Annotated in this window: 22 protein-coding genes; 11 read left to right on the top strand and 11 right to left on the bottom strand. The window is 36.4% G+C overall.

Features of this window, described 5'->3' with window-relative positions; translation table 11 throughout:
• Window positions 1–27: 27 nt before the first annotated feature.
• Entirely contained in the window at window positions 28–2,004 is a 1,977-nt protein-coding gene (gene dnaG, locus EGI05_RS11585) for a DNA primase (protein ID WP_123263180.1), read from the bottom strand.
• A gap of 186 nt (window positions 2,005–2,190) precedes the next feature.
• On the opposite strand from dnaG, the gene EGI05_RS11580 reads away from it, so the two are divergent.
• The 9 genes from EGI05_RS11580 to EGI05_RS11540 all read left to right on the top strand — a co-directional run bounded on the left by EGI05_RS11580 (window position 2,191) and on the right by EGI05_RS11540 (window position 10,134).
• On the top strand, window positions 2,191–2,745 hold the full coding sequence (locus tag EGI05_RS11580; protein WP_166668334.1) for a transglycosylase domain-containing protein: 555 nt from the start codon (window positions 2,191–2,193) through the stop codon (window positions 2,743–2,745).
• Window positions 2,746–3,153, top strand: coding sequence for a tRNA (adenosine(37)-N6)-threonylcarbamoyltransferase complex ATPase subunit type 1 TsaE (gene tsaE / locus EGI05_RS11575; RefSeq protein ID WP_123263178.1), 408 nt, complete (start codon window positions 2,746–2,748; stop codon window positions 3,151–3,153).
• 67 nt (window positions 3,154–3,220) lie between these two features.
• A complete protein-coding gene (locus EGI05_RS11570; RefSeq protein WP_123263177.1) occupies window positions 3,221–4,414 on the top strand; it encodes an alanine dehydrogenase in 1,194 nt (397 codons plus the stop codon).
• Window positions 4,414–4,785, top strand: coding sequence for a hypothetical protein (locus EGI05_RS11565; protein WP_123263176.1), 372 nt, complete (start codon window positions 4,414–4,416; stop codon window positions 4,783–4,785). Before EGI05_RS11570 ends, EGI05_RS11565 begins: the two co-directional genes overlap by 1 nt.
• 5 nt (window positions 4,786–4,790) lie before the next feature.
• Window positions 4,791–5,561 (top strand): histidine kinase, encoded by a 771-nt coding sequence (locus tag EGI05_RS11560; RefSeq protein ID WP_123263175.1) that lies wholly within the window; start codon window positions 4,791–4,793, stop codon window positions 5,559–5,561.
• On the top strand, window positions 5,539–6,249 hold the full coding sequence (locus EGI05_RS11555; RefSeq protein WP_123263174.1) for a LytR/AlgR family response regulator transcription factor: 711 nt from the start codon (window positions 5,539–5,541) through the stop codon (window positions 6,247–6,249). The genes EGI05_RS11560 and EGI05_RS11555 overlap by 23 nt, the downstream gene beginning before the upstream one ends.
• A gap of 112 nt (window positions 6,250–6,361) precedes the next feature.
• Window positions 6,362–6,751: a hypothetical protein gene (locus EGI05_RS11550; protein WP_123263173.1), complete on the top strand. Its 390-nt coding sequence runs from the start codon at window positions 6,362–6,364 to the stop codon at window positions 6,749–6,751.
• Between the two features lie 96 nt (window positions 6,752–6,847).
• Entirely contained in the window at window positions 6,848–9,127 is a 2,280-nt protein-coding gene (locus EGI05_RS11545) for a cation:proton antiporter (RefSeq protein ID WP_123263172.1), read from the top strand.
• A 161-nt stretch (window positions 9,128–9,288) separates the two neighbouring features.
• Entirely contained in the window at window positions 9,289–10,134 is an 846-nt protein-coding gene (locus EGI05_RS11540) for a prephenate dehydrogenase (protein ID WP_123263171.1), read from the top strand.
• A 45-nt stretch (window positions 10,135–10,179) separates the two neighbouring features.
• Here the strand turns inward: EGI05_RS11540 and EGI05_RS11535 are convergent, their stop codons facing one another.
• The 7 genes from EGI05_RS11535 to EGI05_RS11505 form a co-directional block, all read right to left on the bottom strand.
• Complete coding sequence (locus EGI05_RS11535) at window positions 10,180–11,598, bottom strand: L-serine ammonia-lyase (protein WP_123263170.1); 1,419 nt, start codon at window positions 11,596–11,598, stop codon at window positions 10,180–10,182.
• Between the two features lie 100 nt (window positions 11,599–11,698).
• Window positions 11,699–13,042 carry an ammonium transporter gene (locus EGI05_RS11530; RefSeq protein WP_123263169.1) on the bottom strand — a complete coding sequence of 448 codons (1,344 nt, stop codon included), beginning with the start codon at window positions 13,040–13,042 and terminating at the stop codon, window positions 11,699–11,701.
• A 107-nt stretch (window positions 13,043–13,149) separates the two neighbouring features.
• Window positions 13,150–13,791, bottom strand: a complete 642-nt coding sequence (locus tag EGI05_RS11525) for an alpha/beta hydrolase (RefSeq protein ID WP_123263168.1) — start codon at window positions 13,789–13,791, stop codon at window positions 13,150–13,152.
• 66 nt (window positions 13,792–13,857) lie between these two features.
• Entirely contained in the window at window positions 13,858–14,484 is a 627-nt protein-coding gene (locus EGI05_RS11520; RefSeq protein ID WP_123263167.1) for a YceI family protein, read from the bottom strand.
• A 78-nt stretch (window positions 14,485–14,562) separates the two neighbouring features.
• Complete coding sequence (locus EGI05_RS11515) at window positions 14,563–15,129, bottom strand: YceI family protein (RefSeq protein WP_123263166.1); 567 nt, start codon at window positions 15,127–15,129, stop codon at window positions 14,563–14,565.
• Between the two features lie 145 nt (window positions 15,130–15,274).
• Window positions 15,275–16,324: a glucokinase gene (locus EGI05_RS11510; RefSeq protein WP_123263165.1), complete on the bottom strand. Its 1,050-nt coding sequence runs from the start codon at window positions 16,322–16,324 to the stop codon at window positions 15,275–15,277.
• Window positions 16,325–16,439: 115 nt separating this feature from the next.
• Window positions 16,440–17,003, bottom strand: coding sequence for a hypothetical protein (locus tag EGI05_RS11505; RefSeq protein ID WP_123263164.1), 564 nt, complete (start codon window positions 17,001–17,003; stop codon window positions 16,440–16,442).
• A 239-nt stretch (window positions 17,004–17,242) separates the two neighbouring features.
• On the opposite strand from EGI05_RS11505, the gene EGI05_RS11500 reads away from it, so the two are divergent.
• Window positions 17,243–18,619, top strand: coding sequence for a DUF1800 domain-containing protein (locus tag EGI05_RS11500; protein ID WP_123263163.1), 1,377 nt, complete (start codon window positions 17,243–17,245; stop codon window positions 18,617–18,619).
• Between the two features lie 24 nt (window positions 18,620–18,643).
• On the top strand, window positions 18,644–19,828 hold the full coding sequence (locus tag EGI05_RS11495; protein WP_123263162.1) for a DUF1501 domain-containing protein: 1,185 nt from the start codon (window positions 18,644–18,646) through the stop codon (window positions 19,826–19,828).
• Window positions 19,829–19,884: 56 nt separating this feature from the next.
• Here the strand turns inward: EGI05_RS11495 and EGI05_RS18170 are convergent, their stop codons facing one another.
• The 3 genes from EGI05_RS18170 to EGI05_RS11485 all read right to left on the bottom strand — a co-directional run bounded on the left by EGI05_RS18170 (window position 19,885) and on the right by EGI05_RS11485 (window position 21,516).
• Window positions 19,885–20,013, bottom strand: a complete 129-nt coding sequence (locus EGI05_RS18170) for a hypothetical protein (protein WP_262694413.1) — start codon at window positions 20,011–20,013, stop codon at window positions 19,885–19,887.
• A 52-nt stretch (window positions 20,014–20,065) separates the two neighbouring features.
• Window positions 20,066–21,085: a helix-turn-helix transcriptional regulator gene (locus EGI05_RS11490; RefSeq protein WP_123263161.1), complete on the bottom strand. Its 1,020-nt coding sequence runs from the start codon at window positions 21,083–21,085 to the stop codon at window positions 20,066–20,068.
• Window positions 21,086–21,183: 98 nt separating this feature from the next.
• On the bottom strand, window positions 21,184–21,516 hold the full coding sequence (locus EGI05_RS11485) for a HopJ type III effector protein (RefSeq protein ID WP_123263160.1): 333 nt from the start codon (window positions 21,514–21,516) through the stop codon (window positions 21,184–21,186).
• Between the last annotated feature and the right edge of the window lie 81 nt (window positions 21,517–21,597).

The raw sequence follows: 21,597 nt of genomic DNA, 5'->3' as shown, positions 1-21,597 counted from the left end.
CTGAAATGTAAATTACAACTTTTATTCCTAAAATTTTATAGGACTTTTTGTCACAGGAGACCACCCTAATGTTTCAGTGATCTTTCTTGAAAGCTCATTCAATATCATGATTTTCTTGATAGAATCAAAATATTTTTCAGGATCTGTATCGCGATAGCCTTCAAACTCGGAAGTAAGTTGCTTGATCATGAAATGAATATAGTAATATTTGTGAATTAAAATATCATTGGTGACTTCCAGGTCCACATGATCACCAATGGCCGGAGGAAATATATTCCGGGTGGTCCAGTCACTTAATTCATCAGGAATCAGCAACGCATCAGCTACTTTAGATGTAATGTCTTCATCCATCAAAGTAAGAAAAAAGTTTCCGGCACGGAGCTCATCATGTTCAATACCCTCCCGGATGTTCTCAATGATCTTTTTATTAGTTTCTATCTGGAATTCATAGTGTTCCTCTTCGAAATGATGCAGAATCTCCTCAATAACGGTCACTTCATACTTTTCCTGATTTTCATTTTTCCTTTGCAAAACCATATCTCCGAACATCAACATCAAATCGATCAGCCTGTTTTCCTGATGAAGAATATTAAACTGTACGGAATCTATTTCCAGTTCAGGTTTAGGAACCACTTCCAGTTTAGGAGCCTTATTTTCTTTCTGCTGCTGAACAGTTTGATTTTGATTCTGAGTGATCTGTTTCTGAACATCAAGCTCATTGAACAAGCTTTGCTCTGACAATCCGAATTTATTGGAAACCTCCTTCAGGTAAACTTCTCTTTTCAGTGCATTTTGTACAAAGGCTACCGATTTTACGATATTACGGATCGCTTCGGCTTTTTTTATGGGGTCATTTCCCGCTTCTTTTAAAAGAATTTCCGCTTTGAAATCAATGAAATCCATTGCTTCATTTTCAATGAATTTCTCTACATACTCCTGCGGATGCTTTCTGGCAAAGGAATCCGGATCATCACCTTCCGGAAAGAGAAGAACACGGATGTTCATCCCCTCGGTCAAAAGCATATCAATGCTTCGGAAACTGGCTTTAATTCCTGCATTATCTCCATCGAAGAGAATGGTTACATTTTCCGTAAGCCTTTTGATAAGCTTGATCTGTTCTGTAGTCAAAGAAGTTCCTGAACTTGCCACTACATTTTCAATTCCTGACATATGCAGTGAGATCACATCCATATAACCTTCTACTAAAAAGCAGACATTTTTTCTGGAAATAGCCTGTTTGCCTTGATTCAGGCCATACAATACATTGGATTTGTGATAAATTTCCGTTTCTGGAGAATTGAGATATTTAGCTGTTTTGACATTATTTTTAAGTATTCTGGCTCCAAAACCTAACACTCTTCCAGAAAAACTATGAATCGGGAAAATCACTCTTTCCCGGAAACGGTCTACTCCGGCAGGTGTATTCTCAGGAAAAATGGAAAGTCCGGACTTCTCTAAAATATCTTTAGCATACCCTTTTTCCAAGGCATATTCCGTGAAAGCATTTTTCTTTTCAGGAGAATACCCCAGTTGGAATTTTTTGATGATATCATCTTTAAGCTCACGTTCCTTAAAATAAGCCAGACCAATACTTTTTCCTTCTTCAGAATCCCAAAGCGTTTCCTGGAAATAATTATTGGCCACCTCATGGATCTTATACAGTAAATCTCTCTCTGTTTGGGCACTTTTGGCTTCCTCGGAAAACTCCCGTTGATCTTCTTCAATCTCAATTCCGTATTTTTTTGCAGCATGACGAAGTGCCTCCGGATAAGTGAAATTTTCAATCTCCATCAAGAAGGAAATGGCTGTACCCCCTTTTCCAGTGGAAAAATCCTTCCAGATCTGTTTACTCGGCGAAACTACAAAGCTGGGCGTCTTCTCGTCATGAAAAGGGCTTAATCCTTTGAAATTAGACCCGGCTCTTTTCAACTGAACGTACTCCCCCACTATTTCTTCCACCCTGATCGTTGAGAAAATCTTGTCTATGGTCTGCTTCGTAATCATAGTGTAAAAATAAATAAATTTTGGAGATGTTAGAGACCAAAAGTAAGACCTCTGAGACTCGAGAAAGAAAACCTCATATTTTCAAAAGAAATTTGATTATTTTTGATTATACATTCGAATGGCCGTTTATTGCTTATGAAATATTTTAAAAGGTTTTTAATATTAGTAATTTTAGCTTTTATTTTGTTGATAATATATATAGAATTTGGAGGTCATTATATAATCAATAAAGATGATAAGCAGTCCATAACCTGGTACATCAGAAGCAGCTCCAAATTACCGGAAAACTTTACCGGTTTTTATAATACGGTTTATCCTAATGCTTTGTCTAACAACTCATGGGATTTGGTAAGAGATACTTTTTCCAGTTCAAAAACAACCCGGAAAGAATGCCCTTGCAGTCAGACAGCCAATCTGTTATTTCCAGTTTTAGATATTAAAAATAAAAATACTTTTGATATTTTTTGGGTAACACGATATATTGAACACCGCTATACCCAAAAAGAATGTCTCAATTTTAATTTCAGTAATTTTGACTTCTTAGAAAACAGAAAAGGCACTGAACAGATTTCACAATCTTTATTTAATAAACAGACTAAAGCCTTAAAACCGATAGAAATGGGAGAAATTCTTGCTCTTTATGAAAACCCTGTTAAAAACAACAGAAATAGAAATCCGGAACAGGCAAAAAGCAGAGCAAAATATTTTTGTGATTTATATTCTGAAAATTTGAATAAATAAATGAACTACTCAATTAATAAACTTGAAGACTGGCAACACATTGTTGATCAGATCATTCCACAGCTAAAACATCATATTCTCCTCTTGAAAGGAAACCTGGGAGCTGGAAAGACCACTTTCACTCAGTTTTTACTGAAAAAACTGGGAAGTGAAGATGAAGTCAGCTCACCCACCTATTCCATTGTGAATGAGTACCAGACTCCTCAAGGAAAAGTTTATCATTTTGATTTGTATCGCTTAAAAAATATTGATGAGGTATATGACATTGGTATCGAAGAGTATCTTGACAATGCTTTCCTCTGCATTATAGAATGGCCGGAAGTGTATGAAGAGGACCTTTACGGGCTTAACTATCACACTATGAGCATCATCAATACCGGCGAAAGCAGAGAGATATCATTCGAGTAAATATTATGTATCTTTGCTTCATGAATATGACTGTAATAATTATTTGTAAGAACTAATTTAACGTAGAATGAGCACCACAAATATTTTTACTCCTTTCACTGAAGAAGAATTGATGCCGAAGGAAGAAAAATTGGAGGTTATAAAAAAAGGAAAACAGTTCAGCATTGGAATTCCTAAAGAGACTTGTCTTCATGAAAGAAGAACCTGCATCACGCCGGACGCAGTACAGGTTTTGGTCGAACACGGACATGAAATCATCATAGAATCAGGAGCCGGACAAGGTTCATTCTTTACAGATTTACAATATTCAGAATCGGGGGCGAAAATCACCAACGATCCGAAGGAAGCTTTCGGACAAGACCTGATTCTTAAAGTAAACCCGCCTACAGAAGCTGAAATCGAGTATATGAAACCGAATACCTATCTGGTTTCAGCGCTTCAGATCAATTTAAGAGATAAAGAATACTTCCTGAAGCTGGCAGAGAAAAAAATAAATGCCATCGCCTTTGAATTCATTGTAGATGAATATAAGCAGCTAGCCTTAGTAAGATTAGTCGGTGAAATTGCAGGTACAGTATCCATTTTATACGCTTCTGAATTATTAGCCTTATCCAACGGGTTAATGTTGGGCGGAATCACCGGGGTAAGACCTACAGAAGTTGTAATTCTAGGTGCCGGTATTGTAGGAGAATTCGCTACCAAAGCTGCTATCGGGCTTGGAGCAAGTGTAAAAGTCTTTGATAACTCTCTTTCCAAATTGAGAAGGCTTCATACATTGGTAGACAGCAGAGTTCCCACTTCCATCATAGATCCAAAAGAATTAAGCAAAGCATTGAGACGCGCAGATGTGGTGATCGGAGCTCTTCCAAGATTAAATATGACACCTATAGTTACCGAAGAAATGGTGTCCAAAATGAAAAAAGGAAGTGTAATTATCGATATTACTATTGATAACGGCAAAGTAATCGAAACTTCCGAGCTTACTACCATGGAAGAACCTTATGTCATCAAACATGGAGTAATCCATTGTGGGCTTCCGAATCTGACCTCAAAAATGCCGAGAACCACTACAAAAGCTATTTCTAATTTCTTCCTTTCCTATATTCTGAATTATGATGAAGAAGGCGGTTTTGAAAACATGCTGATCCGTAAAAATGAAATGAAGCAGAGCTTATATATGTATAAAGGGAGACATACTAAAAAAATCATCTGCGACCGTTTTGGGCTTACCTATCACGATATCAATCTTTTAATTTTCTAATGAAAAAACTGAAATTCTACTTAATCGGTCTTATTCCTGGACTTATCATTGTATTTTTTATTTTAAATAAAAAGGGAGCAAGCTGCAGTGGCTATTTACCGAACAGCCGTGTTATTGCCGAAACCCTTTCTAAGGACTTCAAATATTCCGAGAGTTTCAAAAGTGAAATGAATGCCAATAAGATTGATGAAAAATTTCTAAAAGACAGTATCATTACCAACGGAAAAGTAGATTTTGACCGTAGCCATGCACAGAAAAAACCGTGTCCTGACTACCTCTTGATTTATCCAAAGGAAAATCCGGTTTATGAAATCACTTTTGAAAAATGTGAAGAAACCGCTACACTGAACAGTCTTAAAAAGCTTAAATAGACACTATGGAAGGCAATTACTACATGATCCATGATTATCTGATATTCATTGGAGTTTTTGCCGTTTTCTTTTTTCTTACGGTCAGTATTTACTTGTGGGGACAGAATAAAAAGCTTAAACAAAGAAATACCAGACTTTCAGAAACCAATAAGCTGATTGAGCAAAAACTGAATGAAGTCCAATTGGAACACATCGGAACTAAACTTAACCCTCATTTATTCAAAAATATCCTTAATTCCGTTCAGTCACATGCCTATCAGACGTATATGTCATTGGATAAGCTTGCCAATGTTCTGGATTATATTTTATACGAGAGCAACAATAAGTTTGTAAGTCCCAAAGAAGAACTGAACTTTGCATTAAGCCTCATCGAGATCAATAAAATTAAAATCAATCCCCTTTTTGATTTCAGGATCAAATCCAGAATCAATAAATCTGATATGATTTATGAAGAAAAAGTTTTTGCCCCGTTAATTTCGGTTGATTTAATTGAAAATGCCTTCAAACACACCGATTTTTTAGCACAGGACTCCTTTATTTCCATTCATATGGAACTTGAAGGCGGAATGTTCATGATGAAAGTAAGTAATAAAGCTTCACTAAAAAATGTTTTGGAAAAGGAAAAAAGCGGTTTTGGAAGCCAGTCTCTGGATCAAAGGCTGAAAATGATCTACAATAATCATTATAAGCTTACTAAAAGTTCAAAAAACGGTATATTCACTGCAGAATTAAGTATCAATTTAGGAGAATTCTATGATAAAATGCGTTATTCTTGATGATGAATTACTGGCGATAAGCTATCTTAAGCTTCTATGTGAACAAATTGATAACGTGGAAGTGGTGAAAGCATTTAATGATCCTAAAGTCTTCTTAAACGAAATTGACCAGATCGACTGTAATGTCTGTATTCTTGACATAGAGATGCCCGGAATGACGGGGCTTCAGGTTGCTGAATTGATCTCAGATTCAAAAAAAATTATTTTTACAACTGCTTACAAAGAATATGCTGCCGAAGCATTTGATCTGAATGTGGTGGATTACGTACGGAAACCGATAAAAAAAGAAAGGTTGGCACAGGCGTTTGAAAAAGCACAGCAATTGGTATCCACTTCTCAAAAGAAAGATTTTATCGAATGGAATACCAATATAGGAAAAACTGTTATCTTCACAGAACAAATCGCCTATATTAAAACTTCCGAAATAGACAGCCGGGATAAAGACATCATCCTGAATGACGGAACTACCATCGTTCTCAAAAACTTAAATTTCAAAAACCTTCTGGAAATGCTGCCTTCCAAAGATTTTGCACAGGTGAATAAAAAAGAAATCATTGCACTATCTTCTATCAAAGTATTTTCGACCAATGAAATTATCACCACCATCTCAACAGACGGCGAGAATTTCCTCAGATTACAAATCGGAGAGACCTATAAAAATTCATTGATGGAAATGTTCGGAAAATAGATCTTCCAAAGGTTTACAGTTTTGTTGCAAAATTAGGACTCTTCATTACATACAACCGGTTAAAGCCATTTAGCCATCGTAATTTCGCCATTGATTAAATGATTTTTAGATAATGAAACCGTTTCTTTATGCCTGTGGAATTCTCATATCCGGTTTTTGCTTTTCCCAGGAGTCATCTTCTGCTGTTAAAACTTCTTTTTTTGACGGAATAGTAGTAGCCGGATATATAGATCATGGAGCTTATATTAATTTTACAGGCCCTAATATGAGTGTAAAACACAAAGATTTTAAATTTCTGTTAGGAATGCTTCCCTCCTTAAGAATAAAAGAGGACCAGTCTGAAAAAACTAAAAACAGTACTATTATGCCTACTCTGGGAGCAGGAGTTTCCATAATTTATAGGAAATTGCCACTACAAATACCTGTTTACTACAATGCTAAAACATCTACTCAAGACGGTAGCTGGAAAATGGGTATAGGATTAGGATATTCTTTTAAATGATTTTATTACATTTTTCATCACACTTATTACATTTTAGAATAAATTCTGCGTAATATCAATTTATTCTTATCAACTTTGCACAAAAATAACGGAACTATGAACTGGGGAAAATATAAAAGCATTATTTTTTACATCAGCACCATTATTGTGTTTTCCTGTCTCATGTATTTTTTCATTATTGAAGGACAAACATTAGAGGGAAAAGAAAGTATTGTTGTAAAAACTACCACAGGCTCCACATGGGATAATTTCGTTGAGTCATTTAAAACCAATCTCCACCATCCTTTGGCTCTGTTGCTGGCACAAATTGTCACCATCATTTTGGTAGCCAGATTATTTGGCTGGATCTGCATGAAAATAAAACAGCCTACCGTAATCGGGGAAATGATTGCAGGTATCGTATTAGGTCCATCGCTTGTAGGAATGTATTTTCCTGAATTTTCCGCTTTCCTGTTTCCGAAAGAATCATTAGGAAACCTACAGTTTTTGAGCCAGATAGGACTTATCCTTTTCATGTACATTGTAGGAATGGAGCTCGACCTTAGTGTTTTGAGGAAAAAAGCTCACGATGCCGTGGTAATCAGCCATGCAAGTATCATTATTCCTTTTGCATTGGGTATTGGACTTTCATACTATGTATATCAGGAATTTGCACCGGATGGAGTTCAGTTTACTTCATTTGCCTTGTTCATTGCCATTGCGATGAGCATCACGGCTTTCCCGGTATTGGCAAGAATTGTACAGGAAAGAAATCTTCAAAAGACCAAACTGGGTACTATTGTCATTACCTGCGCGGCAGCAGATGATATTACGGCTTGGTGTATTCTGGCGGCAGTTATTGCTATTGTAAAAGCAGGTTCGTTTGCAAGCTCAATTTATGTTATTATCATGGCTATTGCCTATGTGTTTTTAATGATCAAGATTGTGAAGCCCTTCTTAAAAAGAGTGGGAGATTTGCAGGCAGGTAAAAATACCATCAGCAAACCAATGGTTGCCATATTCTTTTTAACATTAATACTTTCCGCCTATGCTACGGAAGTAATTGGAATTCATGCTCTTTTCGGAGCATTCATGGCAGGAGCTATCATGCCGGAAAATGCCAAATTCCGTACTCTTTTCATCGATAAGGTAGAAGATGTGGCTCTGGTTCTTTTACTTCCTTTATTCTTTGTATTCACCGGGCTTCGTACACAAATAGGATTATTGAACGATAGCCATTTATGGATAACGGCAGGATTCATTATCTTGACCGCAGTGGTAGGAAAATTCGCAGGAAGTGCCTTGACGGCAAGATTTCTTGGAATCAACTGGAAGGAGAGCTTAACAATAGGAGCTTTGATGAATACAAGAGGCTTAATGGAGCTTATTGTTTTGAATATCGGGTATGATCTAGGCGTTTTAAGCCCTGAAATTTTTGCCATGATGGTAATTATGGCATTATTCACAACTTTTATGACGGGTCCGGCGCTGGATTTTATCAACTTTATATTCAGGTCTAAAAAAGATGAAGAAGCAGAACACCCTGAAAATGATTCCAAATATCGTGTTTTGCTGTCATTCGATAAACCTGAAGCAGGAAGCACATTGTTGAGATTGGCCCATGATTTCACTAATAAAATGAACGGGAACAAAAGCATCACTGCAATGAATATTGCTCCTGTAGACGAAATGCATGCATATGAAATTGATGAATACGAGAGTCAGCAATTCAAAAATGTGATAGAAACCTCACATGATCTTAAACTCCAGGTAACCACTCTTTTCAAAGCTTCTACAGATATTGAAAATGATCTGGCCAGTATTTCCAACAAAGGAAATTATGATCTTCTTCTGATCATGCTTGGAAAATCCATGTATGAAGGAAGTTTGCTCGGAAGACTGTTGGGGTTCACTACCAAAATCATCAATCCTGAAAAGCTTCTCAATACGGTAAAAGGTAAAAGCTATATTTTTAATAATTCTCCTTTTGACGATTTCACATTGCAGATTCTAGATAAGACCCATATTCCGGTTGGAGTTTTGGTTGATAAAGATTTCAAATCTGCAGACAGGGTTTTTGTTCCCATTTTCAGGCTTAGCGATTTTTACTTGCTTGAATACGCAAAAAGACTGATCAACAATAATAATTCCCAGGTGATCATTTTAGATGTTGCTGGACAGATCAGAAACAATATTGAAGTAAAAGAACTGATCCGAAGTATTGAACAGGTTGCTCCGAATCACATTACGCTCTACAATGAGAAAAAGATTGAAAAAGAATTCTTAAGCTCTCAGGATTTAATGCTGATCAGCAGCAAAAGCTGGAAAAACCTTATTGATACAAAAAGCTTCTGGTTATCGGATATCCCTTCAACGTTGATAATTTCTAACCCTTAATTTTTTTTCAATTAAAAAATATTTTATACCTTCGCTTAGTGATTGCAAATAAAAGAACATATTATTATAGAATTTTTACCTCAGATCTGGGATAGGATTCTTATGTATATAACTTAAAACCTCGTCCTGGACGGGGTTTTTTATTTTAAAAATAGAGAGAAATGAAAATTAGTATTATTGGTGTAGGTTTAATTGGAGGATCAATCGCTTTAAAATTAAGAGAAAAAGGAATTGCAAACTTCATTTACGGAATTGATAACAATGATAAGCATCTTAATGAAGCACTGGATTTAAAAATTATTGATGCCAAAGTAGACCTGGAATACGGAATAAAAAATTCAGACCTGATCATCGTTGCCATTCCCGTGGATGGAGCGAGAAAGATATTGCCGGATGTGCTGGATCTGATTTCCGATGATCAGACTGTCATGGATGCAGGCTCTACCAAAGCCGGAATTGTCAATGCCGTTAAAAATCATCCTAAACGCTCCAGATTTGTAGCTTTCCATCCGATGTGGGGTACGGAGAACAGCGGACCTAAATCGGCTATTGCAGAGAGTTTTTCCGGAAAAGCAGGAGTCATTTGCAATAAGGAAGAATCTGCACAAGATGCGTTGGATCTGGTGGAAAAGATCATTGAAAATCTTGATATGCACAAGATCTACATGAATGCAGAAGATCATGACATTCATACCGCTTATATTTCTCATATCTCTCATATCACTTCTTATGCTTTAGCCAATACCGTCTTAGAAAAGGAACGTGAAGAAGAGACTATTTTCCAATTGGCAAGTTCAGGTTTTTCAAGTACTGTACGTTTGGCAAAATCCCATCCTGAAATGTGGGTTCCTATCTTCAAACAGAACAAAGAGAACGTTCTCGATGTTTTGAACGAGCATATTTCCCAGCTTAGAAAATTCAAGGCTGCGTTGGAGAAAGAAAATTATGAATACTTAGAAGAACTGATCAAAAATGCCAATAAAATAAGAGGAATACTTGACAAGTAATCCTCTTATTTTAATTTTTTATATTTTGAAAATGATATTAATTCACTAACATTCCGGAACATTCACCGCAATAGCTAATCCGCCTTCTGAAGTTTCTTTAAAACGATCACTCATAGAAAGAGCTGTTTCCCACATCGTCTGAATAACCTCATCCAAAGAAACTTTTGCTTTACCAGGATCACTTTCTAGGGCAATATTTGCAGCGGTAATCGCTTTGATTGCCCCCATTGTATTTCTCTCGATACAAGGAATCTGTACCAATCCTTTAATCGGATCACAGGTTAAGCCTAAATGATGTTCCATAGCGATTTCGGCTGCCATTAAGACTTGTCCGACACTTCCTCCCAAAATCTCTGTTAATCCGGCCGCTGCCATTGCAGAGGAAACTCCTACTTCTGCCTGACATCCACCCATCGCCGCGGAAATTGTTGCATTCTTTTTGAATAACGTCCCGATTTCTCCTGCCACCAATAAAAATCTTACGATATCATCTTCGGATGTAAAAGGTGTGAAAGCCTGAGAATACATTAAAACAGCAGGGATTACTCCACTTGCTCCATTGGTAGGCGCTGTAATAATTCTTCCGAAACTTGCATTCTCTTCATTCACTGCCAAAGCAAAGCATGCGATCCATTTATTGATATTGGTAAAGTTTTCTTCAGCATCCACTACCAGCTGAAACCATTCATCAAGATTTCTGTAGATTTTATCACCCAGGAGCTTTCTGTTGATTCCTGCCGCTCTCCGGGACACATTCAGTCCTCCCGGAAGAGTTCCTTCTTTGTTGACTCCTTTGTAAATACACTCTTTGATTTGCTGCCAAATGTAAAGAGCTTCCTGTCTGGTTTCTTCCTGAGTTCTCCAGCTTTCTTCGTTCATTAAAATTAAATCCGACATTTTTTTCAATCCGAGCTTTTCGCAATATTTCACAATATCCGAACCGTGATGGCAAGGATATAATGTACGGATACAATGTTTTTGGATAGAATTTTTTTCCTGGCTTGCAATGAAACCTCCGCCCACAGAATAAAAATCCTGTACAAGCTCGGTACCATCTTCAAAAACAGCTCTGAAGATCATTCCGTTAGGATGAAAATCCAGGGATTTCTGCATATTCAGAACCAAGTGATATCCATAGATAAATGGAATTTCTTTTTCACCACCCAGATTAAGGATCTGATCGTTCTTGATTTTGGCTACTTTCTCATCAATTTTTGTCGTGTCTATAGTTTTGAAATCCTCCCCATTCAAACCTAGCATTCCGGCTATATCTGTTCCGTGCCCGATTCCCGTTTTGGCAAGAGATCCGAAAAATTCAAGAAAAACCTCTTTTACTTCGGCAACTGATCTTTCTCTATTTAAAATTCTGATAAATGCAGAGGCTGCATTCCATGGTCCCATCGTATGCGAACTTGACGGACCGATTCCTACTTTAATGATTTCAAAAACTGATATAGACTCCATAAATGATTCACCCTGTTTCCTCAAAACAAAGATACATGATAAATCTTTATGAACCTCTTTCTTATGTAACGATTAATAATTATTTAAGGTTTCAAGACAGTTAATGTAAACTTTCTTCATGCTGTGAAAGATCAAGCCCCATATTTTCAGATTCTTCGGAAACCCTTAAAGTAATAATGGAATTCGTGATTTTATATAAAACCAATGACCCGAAAAATGCAAACAGAGAAACCAGAATCAAAGCCATCATGTGATGAGCAAACACTTCAATTCCGCCATGCAGAAGGCTCGCATTTTCTCCGTGAGCAAAAATGGCGGTCAATATCATTCCCATAATTCCGCCTACCCCATGACAGGCAAAAACATCAAGAGTATCATCAATTTTCTTTAGAGCTTTCCAATTAACCATCATATTGGAAACAATAGCAGAAATAAATCCAATAAAAAGACTTTCAGGAATGGTCACAAAACCACATCCCGGAGTGATTGCCACTAAACCAACTACCGCACCAATACAAGCTCCTAAAGCCGAAACTTTTCGCCTGTTGATCCTGTCAAAAAAGATATAAGTCATCATCGCAGAAGCGGAAGCAATTGTCGTAGTTCCGAATGCCATAGCCGCTGTTGCATTCGCACTAAGAGCAGATCCGGCATTGAATCCAAACCATCCGAACCAAAGCATTCCTGTTCCTAAAAGCACATAAGGAATGTTAGAAGGCTCATGGTGCGGGTTTTTCCTGTTACCTAAAACCAATGCACCAGCTAAAGCGGCAAATCCTGCGCTCATATGGACAACGGTTCCACCAGCGAAATCTTTTACTCCGAAATATTTATTGAGCAGCCCATCCGGATGCCAAACCATATGGCAAAGAGGTGTATAGATAAAAATACTGAAAAGTACTATGAATAGAAGATAAGAAATGAATCGTACCCTTTCTGCAAAAGAACCGGTAATTAAAGCCGGAGTAATGACTGCAAATTTCATCTGAAAGAGAGCAAAAAGTACAAAAGGTATAGTGGAAGCCATTTTATTATGAGGGAAAACTCCTACCCTGCTGAAAAAAGGATAGCTTAAAGGATTTCCAATGATACCATAATGAACTCCGTTCACCTCAAATCCCAAAGAATCTCCAAAAGATAAAGAAAAACCGATCACGACCCACAAAATGGAAATCACCCCTAAGGCTATAAAGCTTTGTAACATGGTAGAAATCACATTTTTCTTTCCTACCATTCCACCATAAAAGAATGATAAACCAGGTGTCATCAACAGAACAAGGCCTGCAGCTGCCAGAATCCAGGCAACGTCAGCACCAATGATTTTATCTTCACTTAAAAATTCTCCTGTATTAGGAAAATCAACAATGGGGCTCCAAAACAAGCCGCCAAAGGCTACAAGGGTAATGATCGCAAATGAAACGATCCATTTTAAACCTAAAGTCATACTAATTTACATTTAACCCTATCAAAAGTAAACATAAATTTCATAAAAACTATAATTTTTAATAACCGATCCCTATAATTTTAACATGAAAAGAATAAATTATGATTTCATTTAAATATATCCTCTAAAATTTTAGATACTTCTTTATATTTTGTTGCAGGAAAAAGATGAGTCCCCCCTTTCACGATATAATTGGGTTTGGAGTTTTTTAAAGGAAATACAATATCTCTATCTCCCAATATCTGGATGACATCCGGATTTTCCTCGTATTTCCAGTCTGAGATCTTTTCTATGGACCATTTCAGGTAATAAGGGTCCCTGACTCTGAAATATTGTAAAAGCCGTGGATTTTTAGGATCAAAGAACTTTCTTACCACAGAATAAATATTGGTTGTTCTGTCATTAAAAAAGCTTACCGGAACCATTTTAGGAATCCGGGTAATTTCTCCGGCTCTGATCAGCCTGGACTTTTCTTTATCGGATTTTATACTTCCCAGAATCACTATTTTTTCGGCAGGCTTCAGCTTATGGATTTCCTGTACCATGATGCCGCCAAAGGAATATCCCAAAAGGCAAAAAGGCTCTGAAGCATCTATTCTTTCAGCCATTCTCCCCACATAAGCGTGAAAGTGCTCATCTTTTTGAGGAATAAGCCAGTCTATGAATACAATTTCGTAATGATTCGGAAATTGTATTCTTTCCAACACTTTAAAATCTGCTCCGAGGCCGCTTACTATATAAATCTTCATAGTACTAAAATAAAAAAAATGGACATCTTAAAAAAGATATCCATTGAATTATTCTTAAAGCCCTGCTTATTTTTTCTTCACAGGAACTCTGTTTTCGTTATCTAATTTCTCCGTAGAAACTCTGAACTGGAAATCCATTTCATTCTTAATAAAGTAATCTTTCAATGAAGACTGATAGAATACTTTAAAGTCTCTTCTGTTCAATGAGAATTTAGCAGACTCGATCACTACAGTAAATTGTGTAACGTAAACGTTAGCCGGGAAAGTAATGGTTTTTCTCACCCCTTTGATCGTGATGTCTCCGTATACCGTAGAATTATATTCACTATTCGCTAAAGGAATAATTTTAGTTAAGTGGAATTTAGCTATAGGGAATTTTTTTACTTCAAAGAAATTGGTACTTTTAAGCTCGTTGGTCAGTTTGATCTGATCTTCTTCAGACACATCTCCTGCCATAATGCTTCTCATATCAATGATGAATTCACCATCAACAAGAACGGTCTTGTCAAAATTGAACTTACCGCTTTTCAACTTTACGGTTCCTGAATGCGAGGAGGCCTCTGCTTTTACAACCTTATATCCCCACCATCTGATCTCAGATGAAGTTACTTTAGAAACCTTATCAAATTTCTTTTGAGCATAAGTGAATGATATGCTCACACACATCATAGCAAACAATAGTAATCTTTTCATTCTTTTTTATTTACAATTCAACAAAAATAAAAAAAAGTGTAGAACTTCTACACTTTTACTAATCTTTTTTTGGTTAAATTATTTAGCTGTTACCTTTACAAGCATATCGATGTCATCTTTCAAAAATACATCCTGCATGGTAGACTTATAAGTAACGTCAAATTTCTGTCTGTCGATCGTGAATTTGTTAGAAACTAAACTTACCACTCCTTTGCTGTAAGAAATCTTAGCTGGGAAAGTCACTGCGTTTGTTTTTCCCTTCACTGTTAAGTCTCCTGTTACAAGGCTGTTATAGATTTTATCATTGTTTTTCTTTACAGAAGTGATTTTGAAAGTTGCTGTAGGATACTTTTCAACTTCGAAGAAATCTCCGTTTTTAAGGTGTCCGTTTAATTTAGCCTGATATTCTCCTGTAAGGTCTGTAGAATTAATAGACGTCATATCCAATACGAAAGTTCCCCCAACCAATTGGTTTCCTTTCATCACCATGTTTCCGGATTTTACTTTTACAGTTCCATCATGAGAGCTAGCCTCAGATTTAGCTACTTTATATCCCCACCAGTGAACGTCAGAAGCTACTACTTTTTTAGATTGTCCAAAAGCTAAACCACCAGCTAATACAGCTAATAATAATATTTTTTTCATTAGAATAAAGTTATTTACCTTGTTATTTAATGATGCAAATGTAGTTATCTTCTTTGATAGATTTCGTTGATGTATATCAATAAAACCAATTCTTTTTATGAATAATATCAGTTAAAAAAAAGCTCCGGGAAAACCGGAGCTGTATTTATTCCTGAGGATAAGCCGCATAGAGTGCTGAACCATTCAATCCCGTGTGATCATTATTGATCAGATAGATTGGAATATTTCTCAGCATGTTCTCCATTTTATCGCTGATCTTGAATTTTTCGTAAAATCTGTCTTTATCGATGTAATCTTTAATGATCTGTGGAATATCTCCTGAGATCAGAACACCACCCGTCGCTTTTAGCTTTAAGGTTAAGTTGTTAGTTTCTCTTGCTAAAAACTCAAGGAATGTATCTAATGCTATTTTGCAGATCAAAATATCATCTTCTACAGCAGCTTTGTATAGTTCCTGAACAAAATTCCCGTTGGAAAGACGCTCAGCCAGCCCTTCAGGTTCCGGATGTCTTTTGACATCTCTTAAGAATCGATAAATATTGAATAAGCCTGTTTTAGACAATACATTTTCCCAGCTTACAATTCCGTAAATATTATTCAGGAACTGATAGAATTCAACTTCTACATTGGTTCTTGGAGAAAATTCGGAGTGTCCTCCTTCTGTAGCGAAAGGTCTCAGGTATTTTCCGTCAAAGTAATATCCTGCTTCGCCCAATCCGTTACCTGGTGCTAAAATAGCCACATTCCCTTTTTCCAGGTGTCCGCTAGTATAAATCGCTTCAAGATCACTGTCCTGAAGAAGACTCATTCCGTATGCCGAAGCCTCAAGGTCATTAAGCATATACACGTTCCCGAACCCAAAATCTCTCTTAAATTCTTCCACGTCTAAATTCCAGCCCAATCTTGAAGGATTACTTTTTCCGTCAAGTACAGGTCCCGGAACTGCCATTCCCAGTCTACTTACATTCTCTAAATGATTATCCGCAATAAACTTCTTTAAGATCTCCGAAAAGGAAGAATATTCTTTAGTAGGATAATCGTTTTGTATTTTTATTTCTATACTTCCGTTGCTGGAAACAAAATACCCCAAGTTGGTAACATCTTCACGAAGATTTGCCCCAATGATAGAAACATTATCATTATCAGTATTCTTTACTCCCGGTAAATACAATGGAAATTTTGGATTCAAATTCATAATCGCAAATTTTATCAAATATAATAATTGTTTTCGTAATTTTTGTATGAGCCAAAAAAACCTTTTCAAAAAATTGAAAAGGTTTTGGTTAATAATTGTTTATATTTAAATCTAACTACTTTCCTAATGGAATATTGTACCCGAATCCTACTCCAATGTTCCCCACATTGTAGTCCTGACCAACAATATCTCCTTTATCTCCCGTAAATACCTTCTGATATTGTACAAAGAAATTCCAGTCTCTGTTGTGGTATCCGATCTCAGGCTTGATGTAGAAACCTCCATCCGGTCTGTCAACCGTACTGTTGGAAGCCACTTTTTTATCACCTACCAAGAATCCGTATCCGATGTCTGTACCGAAATAGAATCCTGTTTGTTTAGGATAAATTCTGATCAATGCAGCTGCAGGAATTACCCCTACATCATTATTGTTCAGTCCGTCATTATCTTTTCCGAAATAATGACTGTACCCGGTTGCGATACCTAAACCAAATCCGGGAGTAATTAAATTCTGATAGGATACATCTACACCTACAGCAGCAGAAACGTTATCAGCGGGAACAGCTAATCCTACGTTGGCACCTACCTTGATCATGTTATTCATTTGTGAGTCCTGTGCACTGGCTACACCGGCTGTTACAATTCCAGCCAATAAAAGCGCTTGTTTAAACATTTTCATAACTCTGATTTTTTAAATTTTACTATTCACTAAACTGTAAAAATCATGCCAAAACAGGGTATTTTTTTCTACTTTAACACTTAAATAACCCGCAAATAAATGAATATCAATTATTTAAATTTTATGATAAATTAAATAAATGTTTAACTTTATTCTTCAAAAAAGTAATATTAAGAATTCTTAACCGTTCTTATTTTAACTTTTCACCTTTTGGAATATCCAAAAACAAACCTCTGCTTATGGATCATTCTCTGCAACATCATAAACATCTTCTCTGGCGTGCCGGTTTCGGCCCGGGCATTAACCAGATTGAAGATTTGAAGGCCAAGGACACTAAAGTTTTATTAGAAGATCTGTTCAAAACAGAAAATTTTTCCGAAATCAATTATGATACTCCGGATGTGGAGATCATAGATTATATGAATGATAAAACGCCAGCGGAAAGAAAAAAAGAGATTTTAAAGATCAACAGGGAGCAAAACCTTGAACTGAACCTCAACTTTCTGGAAAAAATGGTGAACAGCAAAGACCAGCTCAGAGAAAAAATGGCTTTTTTCTGGCACGGACATTTCGCAACCAGGGTCATTAATCCTAAATTCAGCAGACAAATATTAAATGTCATTAGAAAAAATGCTTTAGGTAATTTTAAAGACCTTCTTTTTGAGGTCAGCCAGTCTCCGGCAATGCTGAACTTTCTCAACAACCAGCAAAATAAAAAAGGCCATCCCAATGAAAATTTCGCCCGCGAAGTGATGGAATTATTTACCATGGGAAGAGGAAATTATACGGAAAAAGATATCAGAGAAGGTGCTCGAGCATTTACGGGATGGGGATTCGATAAGCTAGGAAACTTCAGAGAAAGACCTAATCTTCATGATACCGGTACCAAAACATTTCTGGGAAAAACTGGAAATTTTACCGGTGTAGATGTTTTGAATATGATTCTGGAACAAAAAGCCACCGCGAAGTTCATTACTACCAAAATATACAAGTTTTTTGTCAATGAAAATGTTGATAACACTATCATTAATAAATTAAGCGAAAGCTTTTATCAGTCCAATTATGATATTAAAAAGCTGATGACCGAAATATTTTCTGCTTCATGGTTTTATGACCAGAAAAACATCGGAAATCGTATAAAATCACCCATTGAGTTGATGGCAGGAATGATGAGAATACTTCCGATGGACATTCAGAATCCGGAAAACCTTATTGTCTATCAGAAATTATTAGGACAGATGCTTTTGTATCCGCCGAATGTTTCGGGATGGCCTAATGGAAAATCGTGGATCGACAGTTCCACATTGATGCTGAGATTGCAAATCCCACAAATCTGGTCCGGATTAAGACCTCTAGAATATACCCCGCGACAGGATGACGATATTGATATGGGAATGAAATCCCGCGAAACTGCTATGAATAAGAGTTTCAAAAATCCTAACATTACTATCGACTGGAACCGCGTTGAAAAGGCTTTCAGTAATAAAAACTGTGAGGACTACCTGATTCTGAATACCAAAACGCTTGATATAAATTCTGTGAAAAATTTCTCGGACAAGAGCGTGAAAATGAATGTGATCAACCTGATGTCGACTCCCGAATATCAGCTTATGTAATTGTTTCATCTAAAAATCAGCAACATGTTAATCAAAAGAAGAGAATTCCTTAAAATAAGCTCATTAGCTACTGCATCATTCATGATGCCCAACTTTTTGAAAGCCATGACTTTGGATGAAGCACTGGAACCTAATCAGAAAATCCTGATCGTTTTACAGTTTACAGGCGGCAATGATGGCTTGAATACCATCATTCCCACTAAAAACGATATTTACTTCAGAGAAAGGAATAACATTGCCATTAAAGATTCCCTGTCCCTGAATGATGAAACCGGGATCAACCCGTTCTTATCGTATTTTAAAGAGCTTTTTGACAGTGGAGAATTAGCCATTATGAACAATGTCGGCTATCCGGATCCAGATAAATCGCATTTCAGAAGTATGGATATCTGGCATTCTGCAAGCAGAAGCGATGAATATCTGGAAACGGGCTGGCTCGGGCGTTTTTTGGATGAAGAATGCTACCGTTGTGAGCATCCTACACAGGCTTTGGAAGTGGACGATATGTTAAGTCTGGCTTTAAAAGGAGAAAATAATAAGGCATTTGCATTTAAAGATCCGAAAAGATTATATCAGACGAGCCAGGAAAAATATTTCAAGTCGTTGTATGATCACCATCACGATGATGAAACAGTATCTTATCTCTATCAGACTTTAGGCTCTACAATTAATAATGCGGATTATATTTTTGAGAAAAGTAAATCGAAAACAACTACTCAAGCCTATCCGAACTCCCAGTTGGGAAAAGATTTTAAAACCGTGGCTTCATTGATCAAATCTGATATCAACACCAGAGTTTATTATCTTTCCATCGGAAGTTTTGATACCCATGTTAATCAGAATGACCGTCAGAAAAAACTTTTCAATGACATTAATGAAGCAGTAAAATCTTTTGTGGCAGATATGAAAAGTAATGGTCTTTTCGATAATATCCTACTTATGACCTTTTCCGAATTTGGACGCCGTGTTGCCCAGAACGCAAGTAATGGAACGGATCATGGAACAGCCAATCAGATGTTTTTCATCAGCGGAGGCCTGAAAAAGAAAGGACTGTTAAATGCTCTTCCGGACCTTCAGAATCTGAATGAGGGTGATCTGATCTATTCGGAAGATTTCAGAAAAGTGTATGCAACTATTCTTAAAAACTGGCTTAAGGCAGACACTTCCAAAGTTTTGGGCTGGAAAAACGGGGTTTATGACTTTGTATAAATAAAAATCGGCTTTTCCTCTGGAAAAGCCGATTTCAATTTTAAACTTTAACTACTTCATTGAGCAGGTAACTGCTTTTTATCTTCCTTCTTCTCGTTTAATTTTTCTGATATTTTTTTAACTACAAATTCTATCACCAAAGGTGCTAAAACCGCGATCAATGTTTTAAAAAGTCTTGATTTCATAATGTGGCATTTTATAATTAATTAAATACAATTTCCAAGCCAACTCAAATTATTAATCTTCTCCAGGAATGATCAGCGTTTCATAATTCTTATTTCCTGCCTTGAATTTATCCTGTAATTTCAACCTCAGTTTTCTGGGTTTATGAACAATTAAACAATCTCCAAAACCTAAAAACAGTCTTTCCAATTCATAATTGATCTGTACACAGATCTTAAAAACTGTTCCTTCTTCCGTTTCGCTTACAATTTCCTGGCTTTTATGAAACGGTTTGGTCTTTACATATGGAGCATTGGAAGAGTCTACAAAGAATACCACATTTTTAGGCTTCATTGTTTCGGAAACCGTAACTCCTACAATATCCTTGAAGTATTCATCACCATCCAGATCTTTATCAATATACTCTGCTTTTTCATCTGTTTCAATCTTTTCCATCCTATCCAGCGCCAGATTATACATGCTTCCTTTATACAGACAGATCAGGAACCAACGGTTATTATATTCCTTTAATAATTGCGGATGCACGGTAAAAACAGCAGATTCTCTTGCCGTAAAGCTTTTGTAAAGAATTTTTAAAACCTTTTTATTTAAAATACTTTCATACAAAATATCTATATGTTCCAACCCTTTCAGCTGCTCATTTTTGTCTAAATGAATAATGGATTTCTGATTTTTCGCATGAATGGAATCTTCCAGCTTTTGGATCACCCCGTTCATTTCTTTAAACATAGAAAAATCCTTAAACTGCTTGAGGATCTGAACCGCATTGTTCATCGCTTTCAGATCACTTTCATTCACAGAAATGTTATGAATGCTGTAATCCGGATCGCTGTATCGGTAATACTTCCTGTCATATACCTCAATAGGAGCCTCATATCCGAATTTTTCACTTCGCATATTCTGGAGATCAAGCTGAACGGTACGTTTGCTTACATAGGATTCTTTTCCTTCAAATTCAAACAACGCTTCGGAACATTCATCAATTAAATCTTCCAAGGTATATTTCCGGTATTTGTTTTTAAGGCATTTATCCAGTGTTTTATAGCGGATAAGGGCATTTTTATTGGATGACATGGCGTTGTGCTTTATCTTTTAAACTAAAATTTGTCATTCTGAAAAGGAAGAATATTTCTAAATAAAATTCTTCGCTTGTCCAGAATGGCAAAAATCCATTATTTCTTCTTTAAAGCTTCTCCTTCAAAAGAAATTCCATCCCATCCGAATTCCATAAAGTTTCTGATGTTTTGATGATCAGTTCCCTCAGGATTTTTTAATACATCTTCTCTATAATACTCACCAAAAAGAGGCAATACATTTTCTTTGGACAAATTATTCAATTGGGCAAAGCTGAACACTTTACAGGAACCATTATTCTGATTGGCTTCATTGATGGTATTTCCATTAGTGAATTTTGTAGGTGTAAAATCATAATGTTCATCAATATAGGCAATAACTTCTTTAAATTGGATTGTTTCAGGAGCTTTCTCCAGTTGTTCTAATAGCATTTATTTCTAATTTTAATTCAAACTTTAAAAATTCATATCATCAACAATTCTAAAAAGCTGAAAGCCCATTTCCAAATTGCC

Source organism: Chryseobacterium daecheongense (assembly GCF_003729955.1).
Taxonomy (GTDB): Bacteria; Bacteroidota; Bacteroidia; order Flavobacteriales; family Weeksellaceae; genus Chryseobacterium; species Chryseobacterium daecheongense.
The sequence above is the reverse complement of the archived record's forward strand: the minus strand, read 5'-3'. Positions and strand labels throughout refer to the sequence as shown.

Coding starts and splice junctions, on each gene's coding strand:
- dnaG (WP_123263180.1), bottom strand. CDS start 2,004: ATGATTACGAAGCAGACCATAGACAAGATTTTCTCAACGATCAGGGTG.
- tsaE (WP_123263178.1), top strand. CDS start 2,746: ATGAACTACTCAATTAATAAACTTGAAGACTGGCAACACATTGTTGAT.
- EGI05_RS11570 (WP_123263177.1), top strand. CDS start 3,221: ATGAGCACCACAAATATTTTTACTCCTTTCACTGAAGAAGAATTGATG.
- EGI05_RS11565 (WP_123263176.1), top strand. CDS start 4,414: ATGAAAAAACTGAAATTCTACTTAATCGGTCTTATTCCTGGACTTATC.
- EGI05_RS11560 (WP_123263175.1), top strand. CDS start 4,791: ATGGAAGGCAATTACTACATGATCCATGATTATCTGATATTCATTGGA.
- EGI05_RS11555 (WP_123263174.1), top strand. CDS start 5,539: ATGATAAAATGCGTTATTCTTGATGATGAATTACTGGCGATAAGCTAT.
- EGI05_RS11550 (WP_123263173.1), top strand. CDS start 6,362: ATGAAACCGTTTCTTTATGCCTGTGGAATTCTCATATCCGGTTTTTGC.
- EGI05_RS11545 (WP_123263172.1), top strand. CDS start 6,848: ATGAACTGGGGAAAATATAAAAGCATTATTTTTTACATCAGCACCATT.
- EGI05_RS11540 (WP_123263171.1), top strand. CDS start 9,289: ATGAAAATTAGTATTATTGGTGTAGGTTTAATTGGAGGATCAATCGCT.
- EGI05_RS11535 (WP_123263170.1), bottom strand. CDS start 11,598: ATGGAGTCTATATCAGTTTTTGAAATCATTAAAGTAGGAATCGGTCCG.
- EGI05_RS11530 (WP_123263169.1), bottom strand. CDS start 13,042: ATGACTTTAGGTTTAAAATGGATCGTTTCATTTGCGATCATTACCCTT.
- EGI05_RS11525 (WP_123263168.1), bottom strand. CDS start 13,791: ATGAAGATTTATATAGTAAGCGGCCTCGGAGCAGATTTTAAAGTGTTG.
- EGI05_RS11520 (WP_123263167.1), bottom strand. CDS start 14,484: ATGAAAAGATTACTATTGTTTGCTATGATGTGTGTGAGCATATCATTC.
- EGI05_RS11515 (WP_123263166.1), bottom strand. CDS start 15,129: ATGAAAAAAATATTATTATTAGCTGTATTAGCTGGTGGTTTAGCTTTT.
- EGI05_RS11510 (WP_123263165.1), bottom strand. CDS start 16,324: ATGAATTTGAATCCAAAATTTCCATTGTATTTACCGGGAGTAAAGAAT.
- EGI05_RS11505 (WP_123263164.1), bottom strand. CDS start 17,003: ATGAAAATGTTTAAACAAGCGCTTTTATTGGCTGGAATTGTAACAGCC.
- EGI05_RS11500 (WP_123263163.1), top strand. CDS start 17,243: ATGGATCATTCTCTGCAACATCATAAACATCTTCTCTGGCGTGCCGGT.
- EGI05_RS11495 (WP_123263162.1), top strand. CDS start 18,644: ATGTTAATCAAAAGAAGAGAATTCCTTAAAATAAGCTCATTAGCTACT.
- EGI05_RS18170 (WP_262694413.1), bottom strand. CDS start 20,013: ATGAAATCAAGACTTTTTAAAACATTGATCGCGGTTTTAGCACCTTTG.
- EGI05_RS11490 (WP_123263161.1), bottom strand. CDS start 21,085: ATGTCATCCAATAAAAATGCCCTTATCCGCTATAAAACACTGGATAAA.
- EGI05_RS11485 (WP_123263160.1), bottom strand. CDS start 21,516: ATGCTATTAGAACAACTGGAGAAAGCTCCTGAAACAATCCAATTTAAA.